Raw genomic sequence first — 16,028 nt, 5'->3', positions numbered from 1 at the left:
CGCTTAGCCACCGGACCCGGCGCTCTCGGTGTTTTCAGAATTGTCTGGCGAGGGAAACTGGCATTGTTCGCCCTCGGCCACCAGGTGAATGTCCGCGAACAGGGCACTGGCGCTGCTGCCGGTGTCGTCACTGTCCGAGGCGATGGCCAGTTGCAGGGGGCGGTCCGGCGCGGTGTCGAAGAACCGCTGCAAATCCTCCAGCAGGTTGCGCCGCTCCTCCACCCATTGGCCGGTGTCTTCCATGCCGCTGCGCAGTACCAGCATTTGCGCCCGGTCGGTGTAGGCATTGGGCATGGCGGTGCCGACCGCATGCGTATTGTCCCAGACGTAGTTGATCGCGGCATCCGGCAGTTGTTCGCCAAAGAGGGTCCGGCCAACCGACAGTTTCATCCGGGTGCCCAGGCTCATGGCGCTGCTGGGCAGGTCGAAGGTCACATACACCCGGGCGGCGTAGTCGTCGCCGGATTTTTTCGACATATCCGCTTGTTGCACCGGCTCATCCACCCACCAGCGCCAGCACAGCACCGGGTTTTGCTCCAGATTTACTTCCAGGGGCCGGGCCAGCAGCGCCATGCTGGCCTCGGAGGTGGCTTTCACCGCCGCAACGCCACCTTGGGTAACGCGTTGGTACTCGGTCGGGGGCAGGCCGTCGAAGGGCACCAGCTGCCAGGGTGCCTGCGGCAGGGTGTCGTAGCGGCTGAAATCCCCCAGGGTATCGGTGTCCGGGGCGGCCGTGGCCGAAGTTGCCAGGGTAAGGCCCAGTATCGGGCCGAGCAGTGATGTCGGTTTCATGGCTCGCTCCGTGCAAGTTGTGGGTGTGCCTCTTCAAGGTGGTGCAGATCGGCGGGTTCGTCCACATCCATGAGCAGCTCACTTTCCTGCCAGCACCAGCCCAACTGCTTCAGGCGCTGGCGGGTCAGCGAGGCGACCTGCCCGGTGCTCCAGGGGATGTCCTGGAACAGCGCGTCGTCCAGCCGGGTGAGTCCCAGCAGTGAATAGCCGCCGTCCCTGACCGGGCACAGGCAGGCGTCGTGTTCGGCCAGCGTGGCTGCCATCCTGGCCAGGCGGCCGGCATCCAGGGTCGGGCAGTCGGTGCCGATCAGCATGACCGGCGTGCCGTTTTCCAGCCCCCTCCGGGCGGCGGTGGCCATCCGGGTGCCCAGGTCGCCTTCGATCTGTTGGGTCAGGGCCACCGGTTGACCGGAATTTCCGGAAGCATTTTCCACCAGGGCCTGCCAATAGGGGGTTTCGGCGTCGGGCGCCACGCACAGCTCCACCGGGCCGACTTTGGCCGCGAGGGCCTGTGTGAAGGTGTGCCGCAGCAGGCGGTCGGCCAGGTCCGCCGCGCCCCGTGCGCCCAGGGCCGGCATCAACCGGGTTTTGGCAAAGCCCGGCCGGGGTTCCTTGGCAATAATAATGATTCGAACTGGTGTCATTGATAGCGTTCCGCCAGTTGTTCGGCCGGGGTGCCGCGCCAGTAGGCCCAGCGCAGTTGCCACATCAGCCAGATGGTGTGCCAGCTGCCGCGAGTGTCCCAGCGCCGGCCGGAGGTGGTGACTTTTTCCTGTAGACACGCTGGTGGGGCAATTTGTTTCAGCCGGCGGCTGATTTCCACGTCTTCCATCAGCGGCTGGTCGGGAAATCCGCCGACGGTTTCGAAAGCCTCCCGGGTCATGAACAGGGCCTGGTCGCCGGTGGCAATGCCGGTGAGTCGGGAACGGTGATTCATGAACCAGGCGATGACCGGCAGCATTTTCGAGCAGCCTGCAATGCACACATCAAAACGGCCCCAGGCAATGCTCTGGTCGCCCAGCGCCGAATCAATCCGTTGGTCCGCCCCGGATGGTAATCGGGTATCGGCGTGCAGGAACAGCAGATGGCGCGCCTTGCTGGCCTTGGCTCCGGCGTTCATCTGCCGGGCCCGTCCCCGGGGTGCCTGGATAACGGTGAATCCCTGCTGGCGGGCCATGTCGGCGCTGGCATCGTCGCTGCCGCCATCGGCAAGGACCACTTCCGCGCCCTGGTCGCGCCAGTGCTGAAGGTGTTCAAGCAATTCGGGCAGGGCATCCGCTTCGTTGAGTATGGGGACGATGATTGCCCAGTTGTTTGGGTCTGAAGCCATGCGCTTGTCCGGAAACAGTGGTATTTGATTCATTACTCTACCATTATTGCCGGAACGACCCATTGGATCACCGCTACTGGATCAACACCGTCAGGGAGCCACCGTTGAAACGACTGGTATTACTGGGCGCGGGACACGCCCATCTGATCGTCCTCCGCGAATTTGCCCAATCGCCGCCGCCAGATACCGAGCTGGTGGTGATCAGCCCCTCCCGCTGGCAGTACTACTCGGGCATGTTGCCGGGCTGGATCGCGGGCCACTACCGGTTGGAGCAGTGTCGTATTGAAGTAGAGCCCCAGGTGTCGGCCGCCGGCGGTGAGCTGATCCTCGACAGGGCGGTGGCACTGGATGCCGAGGCCCGAAAAATCCGCTTGCACAATGGCAGGCAGGTGGATTACGACTGGCTGTCGATTGATATCGGCTCCGGCTCCAACCTGGCAGACCTGAAGGGATACGACGACCCGCTGATCAGCGTGAAACCCATCGACCGCTTTCAGGCCCAGTGGCGGGAGTTCGAGGAACAGTGCCAGACCACCGGCGCTGGTCATCTCGTGGTGGTGGGCGGCGGTGCCGCCGGGGTGGAACTGGCCATGGCGGCGGCCAACGTGGTTCGCCACAACCATCAGGGGGGTGGTCGGGTGTCGCTGATTGCCGGCGACAGCGGGCCGCTGCCGGGCTTCAATGCCCTGATGCGCCGGCTGGCGGGCAGGAAGCTGGTGCGCCGGCGGGTGACGGTGATTGAACAGCGCGCTGCGGTTCGCGACGGTAAATTGCAGCTGGCCGATGGCACGCGGCTGAAGGCCGGGCCGGTGCTGGCCGCCACGGGTGCGGCGGCCGAGCCTTTCCTGAAAGACAGTGGGCTGGCGGTGGACGAGGAGGGCTTCGTGCGGGTGAGTGCCTGCCACCAGAGCCTCTCCCACTCCAACGTGTTTGCCGTGGGCGATACCTGCAGCCGCGAGGATGGTGCCCTCAACCGCTCCGGCGTGCACGCGGTGAAGGCCGGGCCCGTCCTGGCCGGCAACCTGCGGTCAGCGCTGGTTGGTGCCGACCTGAAACCCTTCCGACCGCGCCGTTATTCGCTGTACCTGCTGGCGTGTGGCGACCAGACCGCTATTGGCAGTTACGGCCCCCTGACCTTTTTCGGTCGTTGGGTCTGGCGCCTGAAAGACCGTATCGACCGCAAGTTTATCGAGGGCTTTTCGGCCGGGTGATCAGTGCAGCTTCAGCCGTGGCTGCATGGCCCGGCTGATCTTGTCCATCAACCAGATGATGCCGGTGCGCACGAACCCGTGCAGGGCCACCTGGTGCATCCGGTAGAGGGACAGGTAGAACAGCCGAGCCACCTTGCCTTCGATGTACATGCTGCGCCCGGACAGGTTGCCCATGAGGTTGCCCACCGTGGTGTAGCGGCTGAAATTGATCAGCGAGCCATGGTCGTTATAGACAAATGGCACGGCGGCTTCGCCTTTCAGGCGGTTGCACAGGGTCTTGAACAGGGCATCGGCCTGCTGGTGCGCCGCCTGTGCCCTCGGTGGTACCGGGAGGTCGGAATCCGGCTGCGGGCAGGCGGCGCAATCACCAAAGGCGAAAATATCGGCATCCTGCGTGGTTTGCAGGGTCTGCTCGACCACCAGCTGGTTGCCCCGGTTGGTTTCCAGGCCGTCGAGATCAGCCAGGAACGACGGCGCCTTGATGCCGGCGGCCCAGATGGTCATTTCCGATGGCAGCTCGGTGCCATCCTTCATCACCAGGCTGTCCTCACGAATTTCACTCACCGGCTGCCCGGTTAACACCTGAATCTTCTGGCGCTGCAATTCCCGGGTGGCGCCGGCCGATAGCCGGGCGGGCAGCGCGGGGAGGATTCGGTCTGCGGCCTCAATAACGTTAATGGCAATGTCGGAGGGCTGCAGGTGGTTCATGCCATAGGTAGGCAGTTCCCGGGAAGCCAGCCGCAGCTCCGCCGCCAGTTCCACCCCGGTTGCGCCGGCCCCGATGATGCTGATATTGAGCGTGTGGGCCTGGCCCTGATGGGCTTCGTGGTTTTTACGAAGGAAGGCGTTGAGCAGAAGGTTGTGGAAGCGCCGGGCCTGCCTGAGGCTGTCCAGGAACAGGCAGTGGTCCTGCGCGCCGGGGGTTCCGAAATCATTGGCGGTGCTGCCCACGGCGATCACCAGGGTGTCGTACTGTATCCGCCGTTCCGGCACCACCTCGTGGCCTTCCTCGTCATGGAAAGGGGCGATGACGATTTCCCGGTTGGCCCGGTCCAGGCCGCTCATCCGGCCCAGCTGGAACTCGTAATGGTGCTTGCGGGCGTGGGCGCGATAATTGATTTCGTTGGCGCTTGCGTCCAGTGAGCCGGAGGCCACTTCGTGCAGCAGGGGCTTCCATACGTGGGTCAGGCCGGCATCAACCAGGGAGATCCGGGCCTTTTTCTTTCGCCCCAGCTTGTTGCCCAGGCTGGTGACCAGTTCCAGGCCGCCGGCACCACCGCCGACCACTACAATGTGATGAAGCTCGTCCATAACTGCTTGCCCCACTCATGAAATCAGAAGAGTAGCAAGCTTAATGCTTTGTGCGGTGGGGTTCCAGCAGGTTCGCCATGTCGTCGGCCAGTTCGGCCAGTTGTTGCTCGGAAAGCCCCCGCTCGGCCATGGCTCGAAGCCCCATGATCTGGCTTTGCAGCAGGCGCGCCAGGCGGTTGCAATCAGTCCCCGGGACCAGCTCTCCCCGGCTTTGGGCCTGCTCCAGCAAGCTGGCCAGGGTGCTTTCGATGGCAGCCAGGACCTCCCGCGCCTGATTGGCGAGAGTGTCATTGGTGTGACTGGTTTCCAGCAGGGTCTTCACGATCATGCAGGCCCGGGACGGGCAGGCGTCCTGCTGGCAGCTCATGGCGACATGGCGCAGGTACGCCTGCAGGCCATCGACTATGGAGTCGTATTGTTGCATATGACCGGATAGTTCCTCACCACCCTGTTCGGCGTAGCGGGCCAGCGCCTCTGAAAACAGACCGTCCTTGCTGCCAAAGGCGGCGTAAATACTGCCCGGGCGCATGTCCAGGGTTTGTTCGATCTGTTTCATGGAGCTGCCGTGGTAGCCCTTTTCCCAGAACAGACCAACCGCTTTGTGCAAAGCTGCATCCCGGTTGTACTGAGGGTGTCTGGCCATAATTGCCCCCGTTTGTGCTCGTGTTGAAGATTCATTCAACTATAACTTGAGTCATCGTTCAATAATAGCTAGAGTGAAGGGTGCTGAGCAATCATTCAAGTAAGAGGTGTTTCATGACTGACTTCAAACTGCACGACAAATCGACCGCACCAGAGGCGTCCAAACCCCTGCTGGAGAATTCGGAAAAGGCCATGGGCATGATTCCGGGGCTGCATGCGGTGATGGCAGAATCTCCCCAGGTACTGGAGGCCTACCAGACCCTGCATCAACTGGTGCTGGACAGCGCCTTTGATAACGATGAGAAGACAGTGGTCTGGCAGACCATCAATGTGGAGAATGAGTGCCACTACTGCGTGCCGGCACATACCGGTATTGCCAAGATGATGGATGTCTCGGATGACATCATCGATGCATTGCGCAATGAGACCCCTTTGCCCAATGACAAGCTGGAGGCGCTCAGAACCTTCACACTGGCGGTCATGAACAAGCAGGGCAATGTCAGCAAGGAAGACCTGAAAGCCTTCTACAACGCCGGTTACGGCAAGCGGCAGGTATTGGATGTGATTCTGGTGCTGTCCCAGAAGACCATGAGTAACTACATTAACCACATTGCCGAAACCCCGATTGACGAGCCGTTCAAGAAGTTTGAATGGAAGAAACCCTCCTGAATGGGAGGGCCGAAGGCCGGGCGTTCCCGGCCCTTCTCTGAATCCTGCCCGAACCTTTGCTAATCTGTTGGTATCTGACAGCGTACACAGACAAAAACCGTTGAAGGAGAACAAACCGTGAAACTAGAGGTTCGAGGCGTTGAAGAAGGCAAGCCGGTGCCGGAGAAGTTCGCATTCGGTGTCTACAGCGAAGAAGACCACATGAGCTTTGGTCCAAACCGCAACCCGGAAATGGTGTGGGAAGGGGCACCGGAAGGTACCAAAAGCTTTGTCGTCATGATGTTTGATCCGGATGTGCCCAGCAAGGCCGACGATGTGAACCAGGAAGGCAAAACCGTGCCCGCCGACCTGCCCCGGGTGGATTTCTTCCACTGGCTGTTGGTGGACGTGCCGGCGGATGTCAGCCGTATCCCCGAAGGGGAAGACAGCGACGGCGTGATCCCCAAGGGCAAGGACCCGGGCCCCGGCCCCATTGGTATTCGCGGGGTGAACAACTACACCCAGTTCCTGGCCGGCAACCCGGACATGGAAGGCACCTACGGTGGCTATGATGGCCCCTGCCCGCCCTGGAACGATGAAATTATTCACCACTACCACTACGAAGTGCATGCGCTGGATGTGGAGAGCCTTGGCCTGGATGGCGAGTTCGACGGCGCCGCCGTACGCGAAGCCATGGCCGGGCATGTGCTGGCCAGCGCCCGGGTGACCGGCACCTATACGCTGAATCCGGATCTGCGTTAGGGCTCGTGCCGGAGGTCGTTTGACTGGTCTCCGGTCCGGCATCCCTCAAAAGGAGTCCGTTATGATTGTTCGAGCCATAGCGATGGCCGGCCTGATGGCCGTGAGTCTGTTTGCCAGTGCCGCCGATGGCCTGGTTTCGCTGAAAAGTCCGCACTCTGTCCAGGCCACCATGGATCGGCTGGAGTCCATTGTCGAGGACAAGGGTTTGAATGTGTTTGCTCGCATCGACCATGCCGCCGGAGCCGAGAAAGTCGGTCAGTCCCTGAGGCCAACGCAACTGCTGATTTTTGGTAATCCCAAGGGCGGCACGCCGTTCATGCAGTGCGCGCAGTCGGTGGGGATTGATCTGCCACTGAAGGCCCTGGTCTGGGAAGATGAGGCCGGCCAGGTCTGGCTGGGCTACAGCGCCCCGTCTTACATTGCCGAGCGCCACGGAGTCGGCGATTGTGCGGTGGTGCCCAAATTGACAAAGGCACTCGAGGGTATGACGAAAGCGGCGGTGGCCAAGTAGTCTTGGCTCCAATCGCTTTTGGAACCCCGGATTGACGAAAAAGCCGCCAGTGCTGACTGGCGGTTTTTTCGTTTTCGTTGATGTTATCCGGTAATGATTTGGGTGATCGCCGGCTGTTCTACAGGCGGGCTCTGATAACCACGTTCGTTGTAACGGTCCGCCTGGCCGCCCATGGCCATGGCCGTTGTTGCGGAAAAGGCCAGTGCGATTGCAGCAAGGGTCAGTGTCAGCTTTTTCATGATGTCGTACCTCTTCAGCGGTTTTTCCTGCACCATTTGTTGGTTTTGCGGTGCCTGCAATCAATAGACGCCCGGCCCGGCTGATTTGTTACAGCGCACGAGAAGGAATTTTTCAGGATTTATATATTCTTTAATTTTATAGGTTCACGTATTTTAATTACGCTCCATTGAATTCATAATGATTGCTCAAGAATTCGACGGGAGCGAGATCATGGTTAGGCTTATTGCAATTGCATTGGCCTTCGTCAGCAGCCTGGCGTGGGCAGAGACAGACACGACACCGCCCTTGGTGGACGCCGCCTGGCTGAACACCAACCTGGACCGGCCAGACCTGGTGGTATTGGATGTCCGTTCCGGGATCGATAACGGCGGAGACCGAAGCAGCTTCCGGAACGCCCATATTCCCGGCTCGATTTACAGCAGCTACACCGGCGATGGCTGGCGTGAAAGCCGCGACGGCGTCACCGGCCTTTTGCCCCCCGTGGCCAGCCTGGAGCGTTTGATCGGTGGTCTGGGTATTGGCAATGACGACACCGTGGTCGTGGTTCCGGCGGGCACGGGTGTGACCGATTTCGGCAGCGCGGCCCGGGTGTACTGGACCTTCCGGGTGTTGGGTCACGATGATGTGACCATTCTGAATGGTGGCTTTGCCGGCTGGCGGGCAGCCGGTTTTGATGTTGCCTCGGGGCAGGCAGAGCATCGTGCGTTTGCCGACTTCAGGGGTGTGCTGCAGCCGGAATTGCTGGCCTCGCTGGAAGAAGTCCAGCAGGCCCGTGACACCCAGGCGCAATTGGTGGATGCCCGCCCGGCGGACTACTTCCGTGGCGAAACCAAATCCCCCGCCGCCAAGGGTCCGGGCACCATCCCCGGCTCGCGCAACCTGCCCCACAGCGATTTTCTGGGCCAACAGAATGCCGTCTGGTATCTCAATGCCGATCAGATCCGGGAGCGAGTGAATCGAGCAGAACTGGACGCGGATACCCGTACTATCGCGTTCTGCAATACAGGTCACTGGGCGGCAACCGACTGGTTTGTGCTCAGCGAACTGGCCGGCTTCAAGGAAGTGGCGCTTTACGACGGCTCCATGGCCGAGTGGTCCAACGATCCAGAGCGACCGCTGCAGGTGGCTAAAAAGGGCCTGGGCAAACTGATGGATTTGTTTAACTAACAGGAGAAATCATGGCTGAGGCAGCCGCCATTCAGGCCGGGGCGTCACACCCTGGCTGGCAGATTGACCGCTTCGTGGTGACCACCGCCCTGGCCGGCTTTGCCCTGGTGGGCGGGCTGGTCTGGCTGGAAACGGCTCCCTTCATGGTGGTGTTGTTTGCCATTGGCACGGTTCTGGGCATGGCCCTGTATCACGGCGCCTTCGGCTTCACCGCTGGCTGGCGCAACCTGGTGGTGAAAAAACGTGGTGCCGGCATGCGGGCGCAACTGCTGTTGTTCGGCCTGTCGTCGCTGATCATGGTGCCCATGTTGCACAGCCAGGCAGGATTGATCGGCGCCGTGGCGCCGGTGGGCACTTCGCTGGTGGTGGGCTCTTTCCTGTTCGGAATCGGCATGCAACTGGGTGGCGGTTGTGGTTCCGGCACACTGTTTACCGTGGGTGCCGGCAACATTCGCATGGTGGTCACGCTGGTGTTCTTCATCGTCGGTACGGTGATTGGTTCCATGCACCTGCCCTGGTGGCTGGATCAGCCGGGGTTTGATCCGGTGCCACTGGTGAATACGCTGGGTGTCAGCGGTGCCATCATCGCCCAGCTGGTTGGCCTGGGCCTGGTTGCCTGGTGGGTCAACCGGATCGAGAGGAGGGCTCATGGCAGCATCCAGCGCAATGAGCTGCTGTGGAAATCACAAAGCCACGGCGTGTTGCGCACCCTGGTCAGCGGTCGCTGGCCGTTCACCTGGGCGATCCTGATTCTGGCGGCCGGTAACGCCCTGACCCTGGCGATCAGCGGCGCGCCCTGGAGCATCACCTTTGCCTTCAACGTATGGGGTGCCAAGGCGCTGGAAGCCGTGGGCGTGAACATGTCCCAGTTCGAGTTCTGGACCTGGGACTACCCGGCCATCGCCCTGAAAGACTCCGTGCTCACTCACATCCCTTCGGTCATGAACTTCGGGTTGCTGCTCGGGGCCATGCTGGCCGCCGGGCTGGCCAACAAGTTCAATGAAGCCAGCCGCAACCGCCCGGAGGCGCGCCAGTTCATGGCAGCCGTGGTGGGTGGCCTGTTGCTGGGTTACGGCGCCCGGCTGGGCTTTGGCTGCAACATCGGCGCACTGTTCTCCGGCATTGCCTCGGCCAGCCTGCATGCCTGGATCTGGTTTGCCTGCGCTTTCGCCGGTTCGCTGATCGGCATTCGCCTGCGGCCTTTTTTCCGGTTGCCCAACTGATGCGGGAGGAAACAAGTATGCAACGAGCCTACAGCCGAACCCGCATCCTGCTGGCGCTGGGCGTTATCCTGGTGCTGATCATGGCGGACCACCTGAACAGCCCCACCTTCGCTTTCAATTCCGGCCAGGGCAATGTGCAAACCGCCCTGATGCAGCGGGATGAAAGTGCCTGCGCGCCCTGCGGGGCGCCCTGTCCGTCAACTAGGGACTAGTGTCCCGGCAGGCTGGTGATAACCGGCTCAAATAACGGTTGGCCGTTCCGCCGCGCGGCCAACCGGTTGCCAATCACGATACCCGGTATCCACGACGCCGGTGAGTCAGGCACATCCGTCCCAGGTTTTTTGCACGACCAATAGCCTCTTCTTATTCTCCCTCTTCATAATCATTCCATTTTTTCGTGTTTCTGTTTCTAAGCTGCCATCGGTAACCTCTCTCATATTGACACAGTCAATGGAGATAAAGATGAGCGACAGCAATCCGAGGCTGGTGCAGGAGCTGTCCAGTCTCATTGAGAACCTGATTGGCAGGCTGGACTTTGGCACCGTCGAACTGACATTTCATCAGGGGCAGCTTGTGCAACTGGAAAAGCGGGAGAAGATGCGGTTCGAGAAATCCTCGGGCACCCGATGACCGGCCACTATCCACAAACCTGATGAATGACTGAACAATCAACGATCTAAACCCCAAGGAGTCTGATATGTCTTTTTTCCGAAAACCACTGCTGGCTTTCTCCGCCAGTGTCCTTCTGGCCGCCTCCGTGGCCGGCCCGGCGCAGGCCGAGGATATCTCACTGCTGAACGTCTCCTATGATCCCACCCGGGAGTTCTACCAGGAGTACAACAAGGAATTTGCCGATTGGTACAAAGCGGAATCCGGTGATTCCGTAACGATTGAGCAGAGTCACGGCGGTGCAGGCAAACAGGCCCGTTCGGTGATTGATGGCCTGCCCGCCGATGTCGTCACCCTGGCCCTGGCCTATGACATCAGCGCCATCGGCGAGCGCACCGGCAAGTTGCCGGCCGACTGGCAGACTCGATTGCCCAACAACAGCGCCCCGTATAGTTCGACCATCGTGTTTCTGGTGCGCAAGGGTAACCCCAAGAACATTCAGGACTGGGATGATCTGACCAAACCGGGCGTCGAGGTGATCACCCCGAACCCGAAAACCTCCGGCGGCGCCCGCTGGAATTACCTTGCGGCCTGGTCCTATGTGCTGAAAAAGGAGCTGGGCGACCTGAGCAAGCTTGATAACCCAGAGTTCGCCGACGAAGTGAAGGCAGCCGAGCAGAAAGCCACAGAATACGTGACCAAGCTCTACAAGAACGTGCCGATTCTCGATTCCGGCGCACGTGGCTCCACCACCACCTTTGTGAAGCATGGTCTGGGTGATGTGCTGCTGGCCTGGGAGAACGAGGCGCTGCTGGCGGTGAACAAACTGAGCCAGGGTGAGTTCGACATTGTCGTGCCGTCCATCAGTATCCTGGCCGAACCACCGGTCACCGTGGTGAATGGCAATGTCGAGAAAAAAGGTGAGGGCGCGGTCGAGGCGGCCGAGGCCTACCTGGAGTACCTGTATTCTCCGGTGGCCCAGCAACTGGCGGCCAAACACTACTACCGTCCGGTCTTCGAGCACTTTGCCGACAAGGAAGACCTGAAACGCTTCCCGAACGTGACCCGGGTCACCGTGCAGGACGTGTTCGGCGGCTGGCAGAACGCCCAGAAAACCCACTTCAACGACGGCGGTGTCTTCGACGCAATCTACCTCCCGCAATGAGGCGATTATGAAGCGATCCTTCTCCATCTTGCCAGGCTTTCGCCTGGCAAGCGGAATTACCCTGTTTTACCTCTCTCTGCTGGTTCTGATCCCGCTTTGCGCACTGGTCTGGAAGACCACCGAGCTGAGTCTGGACGAGCTGGTGGCGACGCTGACCAACAGCCGGGTGCTGGCATCCTTCCGGGTAAGCATTCTCACCGCGTTGGCGGCGGCCTTGATCAACCTGTTTCTGGGGTTTGTGATTGCCTGGGTGCTGGTGCGCTACCCCATGCCTTTCAAGCGTCTGTTCGATGCGGTGATTGATCTGCCCTTTGCCCTGCCCACGGCCGTGGCCGGCATTGTGCTGGCGGCCCTGTACGCGCCGGACGGCTGGATTGGCAGTTTCTTCACGGAGTTGGGCATCCGCATCGCCTACACGCCTCTGGGTATCGTCGTGGCACTGATGTTCATCGGGCTGCCCTTTGTGGTGCGCACGGTGGAACCAGTGCTGCAGGATCTGGACAGCCAACTTGAAGAAGCGGCCCAGAGCCTGGGGGCCTCACCCTGGACTATCTTCCGGCGGGTGCTGTTTCCGCCGCTGATTCCGGCATTGCTTACGGGCTTCGCCCTGGCGTTTGCCAGGGGGCTGGGTGAGTACGGTTCGGTGATCTTCATTGCCGGCAACATGCCGATGGTCTCGGAAATCGTACCGCTGCTGATCATCACCAAGCTGGAGCAGTACGACTACGCCGGCGCCACCGCTATCGGGCTGATGATGCTGGTGGTCGCGTTCATCATGCTCCTGGTGATCAACATGCTGCAGGCCTGGACCCGCAAGCGCACCGGTAAACTCTAGGAGAGCTCCATGCACACACAGACTCTGGCGCTGGATCGCCTGGACCAGCCCGGTGCCCGGCAGTGGCCCCGCTACGTACTCACCGGCCTGGCTATTTTCATCATTGGCCTGTTCCTGCTGCTGCCGCTGGCGGCGGTGTTGATTGAGGCCTTCAGCGAAGGCTGGGATCTCTACGTTCAGGCCATCAATGACCGCTATACCTGGGAGGCCATCAAACTGACCCTGCTGGTGGCGGCGGTTGTTGTGCCACTGAATACCGTGTTCGGCATTGCTGCGGCCTGGATGATTGCCCGCTTCCAGTTCACCGGGCGCGGTGCGTTGACCACCCTGATCGACCTGCCATTTTCCATTTCACCGGTGATTGCCGGCCTGATTTTCGTGCTGGTGTTCGGGGCCCACGGCTGGTTTGGCAGCTGGTTTGCCGAGCAGGGCTTCCCGATCATCTTCGCGGTGCCTGGCATCATTCTGGCCACCCTGTTCGTGACCGTACCCTTCGTGGCCCGGGAACTGATCCCGCTGATGCAGGAGCAGGGCTCCGAAGAAGAAGAGGCCGCCATCGCCCTGGGAGCCGGAAGCTGGACCATGTTCCGGAAAATCACCCTGCCGAAAATCAAATGGGGCCTGTTGTACGGAATCATCCTGTGTAACGCGCGGGCCATGGGCGAGTTCGGGGCGGTGTCGGTGGTCTCTGGCCATATCCGGGGCCAGACCAACACTCTGCCCCTGCACGTGGAGATTCTTTACAACGAGTACAACTTTACCGCCGCCTTCGCCGTTGCCTCGCTGCTGGCCGGGCTGGCGATCCTGACACTGGTATTGAAAAGCCTGGTTGAGTGGCAACAGGCGCGGTCACTGGAGAGAGCAACACAATGAGCATCGAAGTCCGCAACATCACCAAGGCCTTTGACGATTTCAAGGCCCTGGACAATGTCTCACTCAATGTCGACGACGGCGAACTGGTGGCCCTGCTGGGCCCTTCCGGCTGCGGCAAGACCACGCTGCTGCGGATGATTGCCGGGCTGGATTTTGTCGATGAAGGCGAAGTCTGGCTCAACGGCGAGAACGTCACCGGCAAGCACATCAAGCAGCGGGGCGTGGGATTTGTGTTCCAGCACTACGCCCTGTTCGGGCACATGACCGTGTTCGAGAACGTGGCCTTTGGCCTGCGGGTTCTCAAACGCAACGAGCGGCCCAGTGAAGACCAGATCCGTAAGCGGGTCCATGAGCTGCTGGACCTGGTGCAGCTGGACTGGCTGAGCAAGCGCTTCCCGGCCCAGCTCTCCGGCGGACAGCGTCAGCGGGTGGCCCTGGCGAGAGCGCTGGCGGTAGAGCCCAAGTTCCTGCTGCTCGACGAGCCCTTCGGCGCCCTGGATGCCAATGTCCGCAAGGAACTGCGCCGCTGGCTGCGGCGCCTGCACGACGAGCTGCACGTGACCAGCATTTTCGTAACCCACGATCAGGAAGAGGCCATGGAAGTGGCCAGTCGCATTGTGGTGATGGACAAGGGGCGAATCGAGCAGGTCGGCACGCCGGAGGCGGTTTACGACCGGCCTGCCAGCCCCTTTGTGTCCTCTTTTATCGGTAATGTGAACGTATTCCACGGCCGCCTCCAGGGTGGAAGCCTGGACACCGGCGGATGGCAACTGCCGATCCGTCCGCCAGGCAGTGATGACGTGGGCGACGATACGCCCTACGCCGCCTACATTCGCCCCCACGATTTCGAACTGCTGAAATCCACCGAGGAAAAGCTGCCGGAATGCCGGGTGAAATTCATCCAGCCCATGGGCAGCGTCTACCGCTTGGAGGTAGTGCCCGAGCACGCAGCCAGTGACGGCCTGCCGGAGGTGATCGACGTGGAACTGCCACGCAGGGACTTCCGGGCCCTGAACCTATCCGTCGGCGAGCGGGTGTACCTGCGCGCGACTGAAACCCACTGGTTTGAAGCGGGGCAGCCAGCGGTCACCGGCCCCCGATAACGCAACAGGAGAATCCAATGCATATTGTCGCCCTGCTGGGCAGTCCCAACGTAAAATCCCGCTCCAGCGCGCTCGCAGAGTACCTGCTTGGCGAACTGGCTGGCCGGGATGTGGAAGTGCGCACCTACAGCGTGGAAAGCTTCGATGCGAACAGCCTGCTGCGCGCAGATTTCAAGAGCGAACAGGTGCAGGCCTACATGAGTGATGTGGCCGGGGCAGCGGGATTGATTGTGTCCAGCCCGGTCTACAAGGCCTCCATCTCAGGGGTTTTGAAAACCCTGCTGGATCTGATCCCGGAGGGTGGGTTGCAACATAAAAGCGTGTTGCCAGTGGCCTCCGGTGGCTCGCCCGCCCACATGCTGGCGGTAGACCACGCCCTGCAGCCGGTTTTCATTAATCTGAAAGCAGAAAAGGCGCTGCCGGTGGTGTTTTCCCCGGATAACCAGTTCCAGAAGACGGAAGAGGGAGACTACCTGATCGGTGAGGAGATTCTGCAGCGCCTGGACGTTGCCCTGGAACGCTTTATCGACGGGTTTGAGTCACACCCCGACCACCCGGTCAGCAAGGACCGTACCCATTTCCGGCTGGGTGAGACGCTGGCGGTGTAACGCTGGCGTCAGCCAAAAAAAGACCGGAGGCACAACCCCCGGTCTTTTTTTGGCCTGATGGTTACGAAGGGTCAGGCGGTCTGTTTGGAGGGATCTTCCGTCAGGCGTAGATAAGGCCGCACTGCGCGATAACCACTCGGAAACCGGCGGTTGATCTCCTCCTCATCCTGCAGAGCCGGCACAATGACAACATCCTCACCCTGCTGCCAGTTACCCGGGGTGGCGACCTTGTGCTGCTCGGTCAGTTGCAGCGAGTCAATGACCCTGAGGATTTCGTTAAAGTCGCGGCCGGTGCTCGCGGGATAGGTCAGCGTCAGGCGTACCTTTTTCGCCGGGTCGATCACAAACACCGAGCGAACGGTCAGGGTGTCGTTGGCGTTCGGATGAATCATTCCGTACAGATCGGATACCTTCCGGTCACTGTCTGCCAGGATCGGGAAGTTCACAGACGTGCCCTGGGTTTCGTTGATGTCCTCAATCCACCGTTCGTGAGAATCGACATCGTCGACGCTCAGCGCCAGCACCTTGACGTTGCGTTTGGCAAATTCGTCCTTGAGCTTGGCGGTCAGGCCCAGTTCCGTGGTGCATACCGGGGTAAAGTCCGCAGGGTGTGAGAAGAGCACACCCCAGCTGTCGCCGAGATAGTCATAGAAGTGGATCTTGCCTTCGCTGGATTGTTGTTCAAAGTTCGGGGCGGTGTCGCCGAGTCTTAGTGTCATGGGGTACTCCATTATTCGATGTGATGGATGTTCAGGGTAGCGTGTGCAAAATCAATGGAGTACCAAGAAAACTTCAGTTGCTTTCCAGTCTTTCTGCAATGGCAGCATTCGCCTCTTCTTGTCTGGCAGCCGCTTTGAGTGAGGTCAATGCTGTATCGCCTTTAGCAGTTTTGTTCATAAGGATCTCAGGAATTCTTGGTTTGGTTGCAAAAGAGGGGCCGTCATCATGTCGCTTTTACCGAAACCCAGCCCTCCGGGCTGAGTTATCAGGTCGAACCA

Annotated in this window: 20 protein-coding genes; 13 read left to right on the top strand and 7 right to left on the bottom strand. The window is 60.6% G+C overall.

Going from position 1 to position 16,028, the window contains the following annotated elements; genetic code table 11:
* Window positions 1-3: 3 nt before the first annotated feature.
* From BY454_RS02000 to BY454_RS01990, 3 genes are read right to left on the bottom strand one after another with little or no spacing between them, the layout of a single operon-like run.
* Window positions 4-792: a DUF3047 domain-containing protein gene (locus BY454_RS02000; RefSeq protein WP_104414948.1), complete on the bottom strand. Its 789-nt coding sequence runs from the start codon at window positions 790-792 to the stop codon at window positions 4-6.
* Window positions 789-1,436, bottom strand: coding sequence for a TIGR04282 family arsenosugar biosynthesis glycosyltransferase (locus BY454_RS01995; protein WP_104414947.1), 648 nt, complete (start codon window positions 1,434-1,436; stop codon window positions 789-791). Before BY454_RS01995 ends, BY454_RS02000 begins: the two co-directional genes overlap by 4 nt.
* A complete protein-coding gene (locus BY454_RS01990; RefSeq protein ID WP_104415013.1) occupies window positions 1,433-2,122 on the bottom strand; it encodes a TIGR04283 family arsenosugar biosynthesis glycosyltransferase in 690 nt (229 codons plus the stop codon). The genes BY454_RS01995 and BY454_RS01990 overlap by 4 nt, the downstream gene beginning before the upstream one ends.
* Window positions 2,123-2,184: 62 nt before the next feature.
* Here BY454_RS01990 and BY454_RS01985 point away from each other — a divergent pair, with 62 nt between their 5' ends.
* A complete protein-coding gene (locus BY454_RS01985; RefSeq protein ID WP_258075523.1) occupies window positions 2,185-3,333 on the top strand; it encodes an FAD-dependent oxidoreductase in 1,149 nt (382 codons plus the stop codon).
* On the opposite strand, the gene BY454_RS01980 is transcribed toward BY454_RS01985, so the two are convergent.
* Together BY454_RS01980 and BY454_RS01975 are read right to left on the bottom strand one after the other, a co-directional pair.
* The gene (locus BY454_RS01980) at window positions 3,334-4,644 is read right to left on the bottom strand and encodes an NAD(P)/FAD-dependent oxidoreductase (protein ID WP_104414946.1); all 1,311 of its coding nucleotides are present in this window, start codon (window positions 4,642-4,644) and stop codon (window positions 3,334-3,336) included.
* A gap of 40 nt (window positions 4,645-4,684) precedes the next feature.
* A complete protein-coding gene (locus tag BY454_RS01975) occupies window positions 4,685-5,287 on the bottom strand; it encodes a TetR/AcrR family transcriptional regulator (RefSeq protein ID WP_104414945.1) in 603 nt (200 codons plus the stop codon).
* Between the two features lie 113 nt (window positions 5,288-5,400).
* On the opposite strand from BY454_RS01975, the gene BY454_RS01970 reads away from it, so the two are divergent.
* From BY454_RS01970 to BY454_RS01960, 3 genes are all read left to right on the top strand, one after another.
* A complete protein-coding gene (locus BY454_RS01970; protein ID WP_104414944.1) occupies window positions 5,401-5,955 on the top strand; it encodes a carboxymuconolactone decarboxylase family protein in 555 nt (184 codons plus the stop codon).
* A 117-nt stretch (window positions 5,956-6,072) separates the two neighbouring features.
* On the top strand, window positions 6,073-6,696 hold the full coding sequence (locus BY454_RS01965; RefSeq protein ID WP_091704825.1) for a YbhB/YbcL family Raf kinase inhibitor-like protein: 624 nt from the start codon (window positions 6,073-6,075) through the stop codon (window positions 6,694-6,696).
* Window positions 6,697-6,757: 61 nt separating this feature from the next.
* Window positions 6,758-7,207 carry a DUF302 domain-containing protein gene (locus BY454_RS01960; RefSeq protein ID WP_104414943.1) on the top strand — a complete coding sequence of 150 codons (450 nt, stop codon included), beginning with the start codon at window positions 6,758-6,760 and terminating at the stop codon, window positions 7,205-7,207.
* An 83-nt stretch (window positions 7,208-7,290) separates the two neighbouring features.
* Here BY454_RS01960 and BY454_RS16840 read toward each other — a convergent pair whose 3' ends face one another.
* Window positions 7,291-7,446 carry a hypothetical protein gene (locus BY454_RS16840; protein WP_181049627.1) on the bottom strand — a complete coding sequence of 52 codons (156 nt, stop codon included), beginning with the start codon at window positions 7,444-7,446 and terminating at the stop codon, window positions 7,291-7,293.
* A gap of 211 nt (window positions 7,447-7,657) precedes the next feature.
* On the opposite strand from BY454_RS16840, the gene BY454_RS01950 reads away from it, so the two are divergent.
* The 9 genes from BY454_RS01950 (at window position 7,658) to ssuE (ending at window position 15,030) form a co-directional block, all read left to right on the top strand.
* Window positions 7,658-8,614, top strand: coding sequence for a sulfurtransferase (locus BY454_RS01950; protein ID WP_104415011.1), 957 nt, complete (start codon window positions 7,658-7,660; stop codon window positions 8,612-8,614).
* An 11-nt stretch (window positions 8,615-8,625) separates the two neighbouring features.
* Window positions 8,626-9,837, top strand: coding sequence for a YeeE/YedE family protein (locus BY454_RS01945; protein ID WP_104414941.1), 1,212 nt, complete (start codon window positions 8,626-8,628; stop codon window positions 9,835-9,837).
* A 17-nt stretch (window positions 9,838-9,854) separates the two neighbouring features.
* Complete coding sequence (locus BY454_RS01940; RefSeq protein WP_104414940.1) at window positions 9,855-10,049, top strand: hypothetical protein; 195 nt, start codon at window positions 9,855-9,857, stop codon at window positions 10,047-10,049.
* A 250-nt stretch (window positions 10,050-10,299) separates the two neighbouring features.
* Window positions 10,300-10,467 carry a YezD family protein gene (locus BY454_RS01935; protein WP_104414939.1) on the top strand — a complete coding sequence of 56 codons (168 nt, stop codon included), beginning with the start codon at window positions 10,300-10,302 and terminating at the stop codon, window positions 10,465-10,467.
* A 67-nt stretch (window positions 10,468-10,534) separates the two neighbouring features.
* A complete protein-coding gene (locus tag BY454_RS01930; RefSeq protein WP_104414938.1) occupies window positions 10,535-11,611 on the top strand; it encodes a sulfate ABC transporter substrate-binding protein in 1,077 nt (358 codons plus the stop codon).
* Window positions 11,612-11,615: 4 nt separating this feature from the next.
* On the top strand, window positions 11,616-12,446 hold the full coding sequence (gene cysT, locus BY454_RS01925) for a sulfate ABC transporter permease subunit CysT (protein WP_374953534.1): 831 nt from the start codon (window positions 11,616-11,618) through the stop codon (window positions 12,444-12,446).
* Window positions 12,447-12,455: 9 nt separating this feature from the next.
* On the top strand, window positions 12,456-13,319 hold the full coding sequence (cysW, locus tag BY454_RS01920) for a sulfate ABC transporter permease subunit CysW (protein WP_104414936.1): 864 nt from the start codon (window positions 12,456-12,458) through the stop codon (window positions 13,317-13,319).
* A complete protein-coding gene (locus BY454_RS01915) occupies window positions 13,316-14,422 on the top strand; it encodes a sulfate/molybdate ABC transporter ATP-binding protein (protein WP_104414935.1) in 1,107 nt (368 codons plus the stop codon). Before cysW ends, BY454_RS01915 begins: the two co-directional genes overlap by 4 nt.
* Window positions 14,423-14,439: 17 nt before the next feature.
* Window positions 14,440-15,030: an NADPH-dependent FMN reductase gene (gene ssuE, locus BY454_RS01910; protein WP_104414934.1), complete on the top strand. Its 591-nt coding sequence runs from the start codon at window positions 14,440-14,442 to the stop codon at window positions 15,028-15,030.
* A gap of 71 nt (window positions 15,031-15,101) precedes the next feature.
* Here ssuE and BY454_RS01905 read toward each other — a convergent pair whose 3' ends face one another.
* Window positions 15,102-15,749, bottom strand: coding sequence for a peroxiredoxin (locus BY454_RS01905; protein ID WP_104414933.1), 648 nt, complete (start codon window positions 15,747-15,749; stop codon window positions 15,102-15,104).
* Window positions 15,750-16,028: the final 279 nt, after the last annotated feature.

Origin of the sequence: Marinobacter persicus, assembly GCF_002934325.1 — a bacterium.
In the GTDB taxonomy this organism is placed as follows: Bacteria; Pseudomonadota; Gammaproteobacteria; order Pseudomonadales; family Oleiphilaceae; genus Marinobacter; species Marinobacter persicus_A.
Note: the sequence above shows the minus strand (reverse complement) of the source record. Positions and strands in the feature narration are given on the sequence as shown.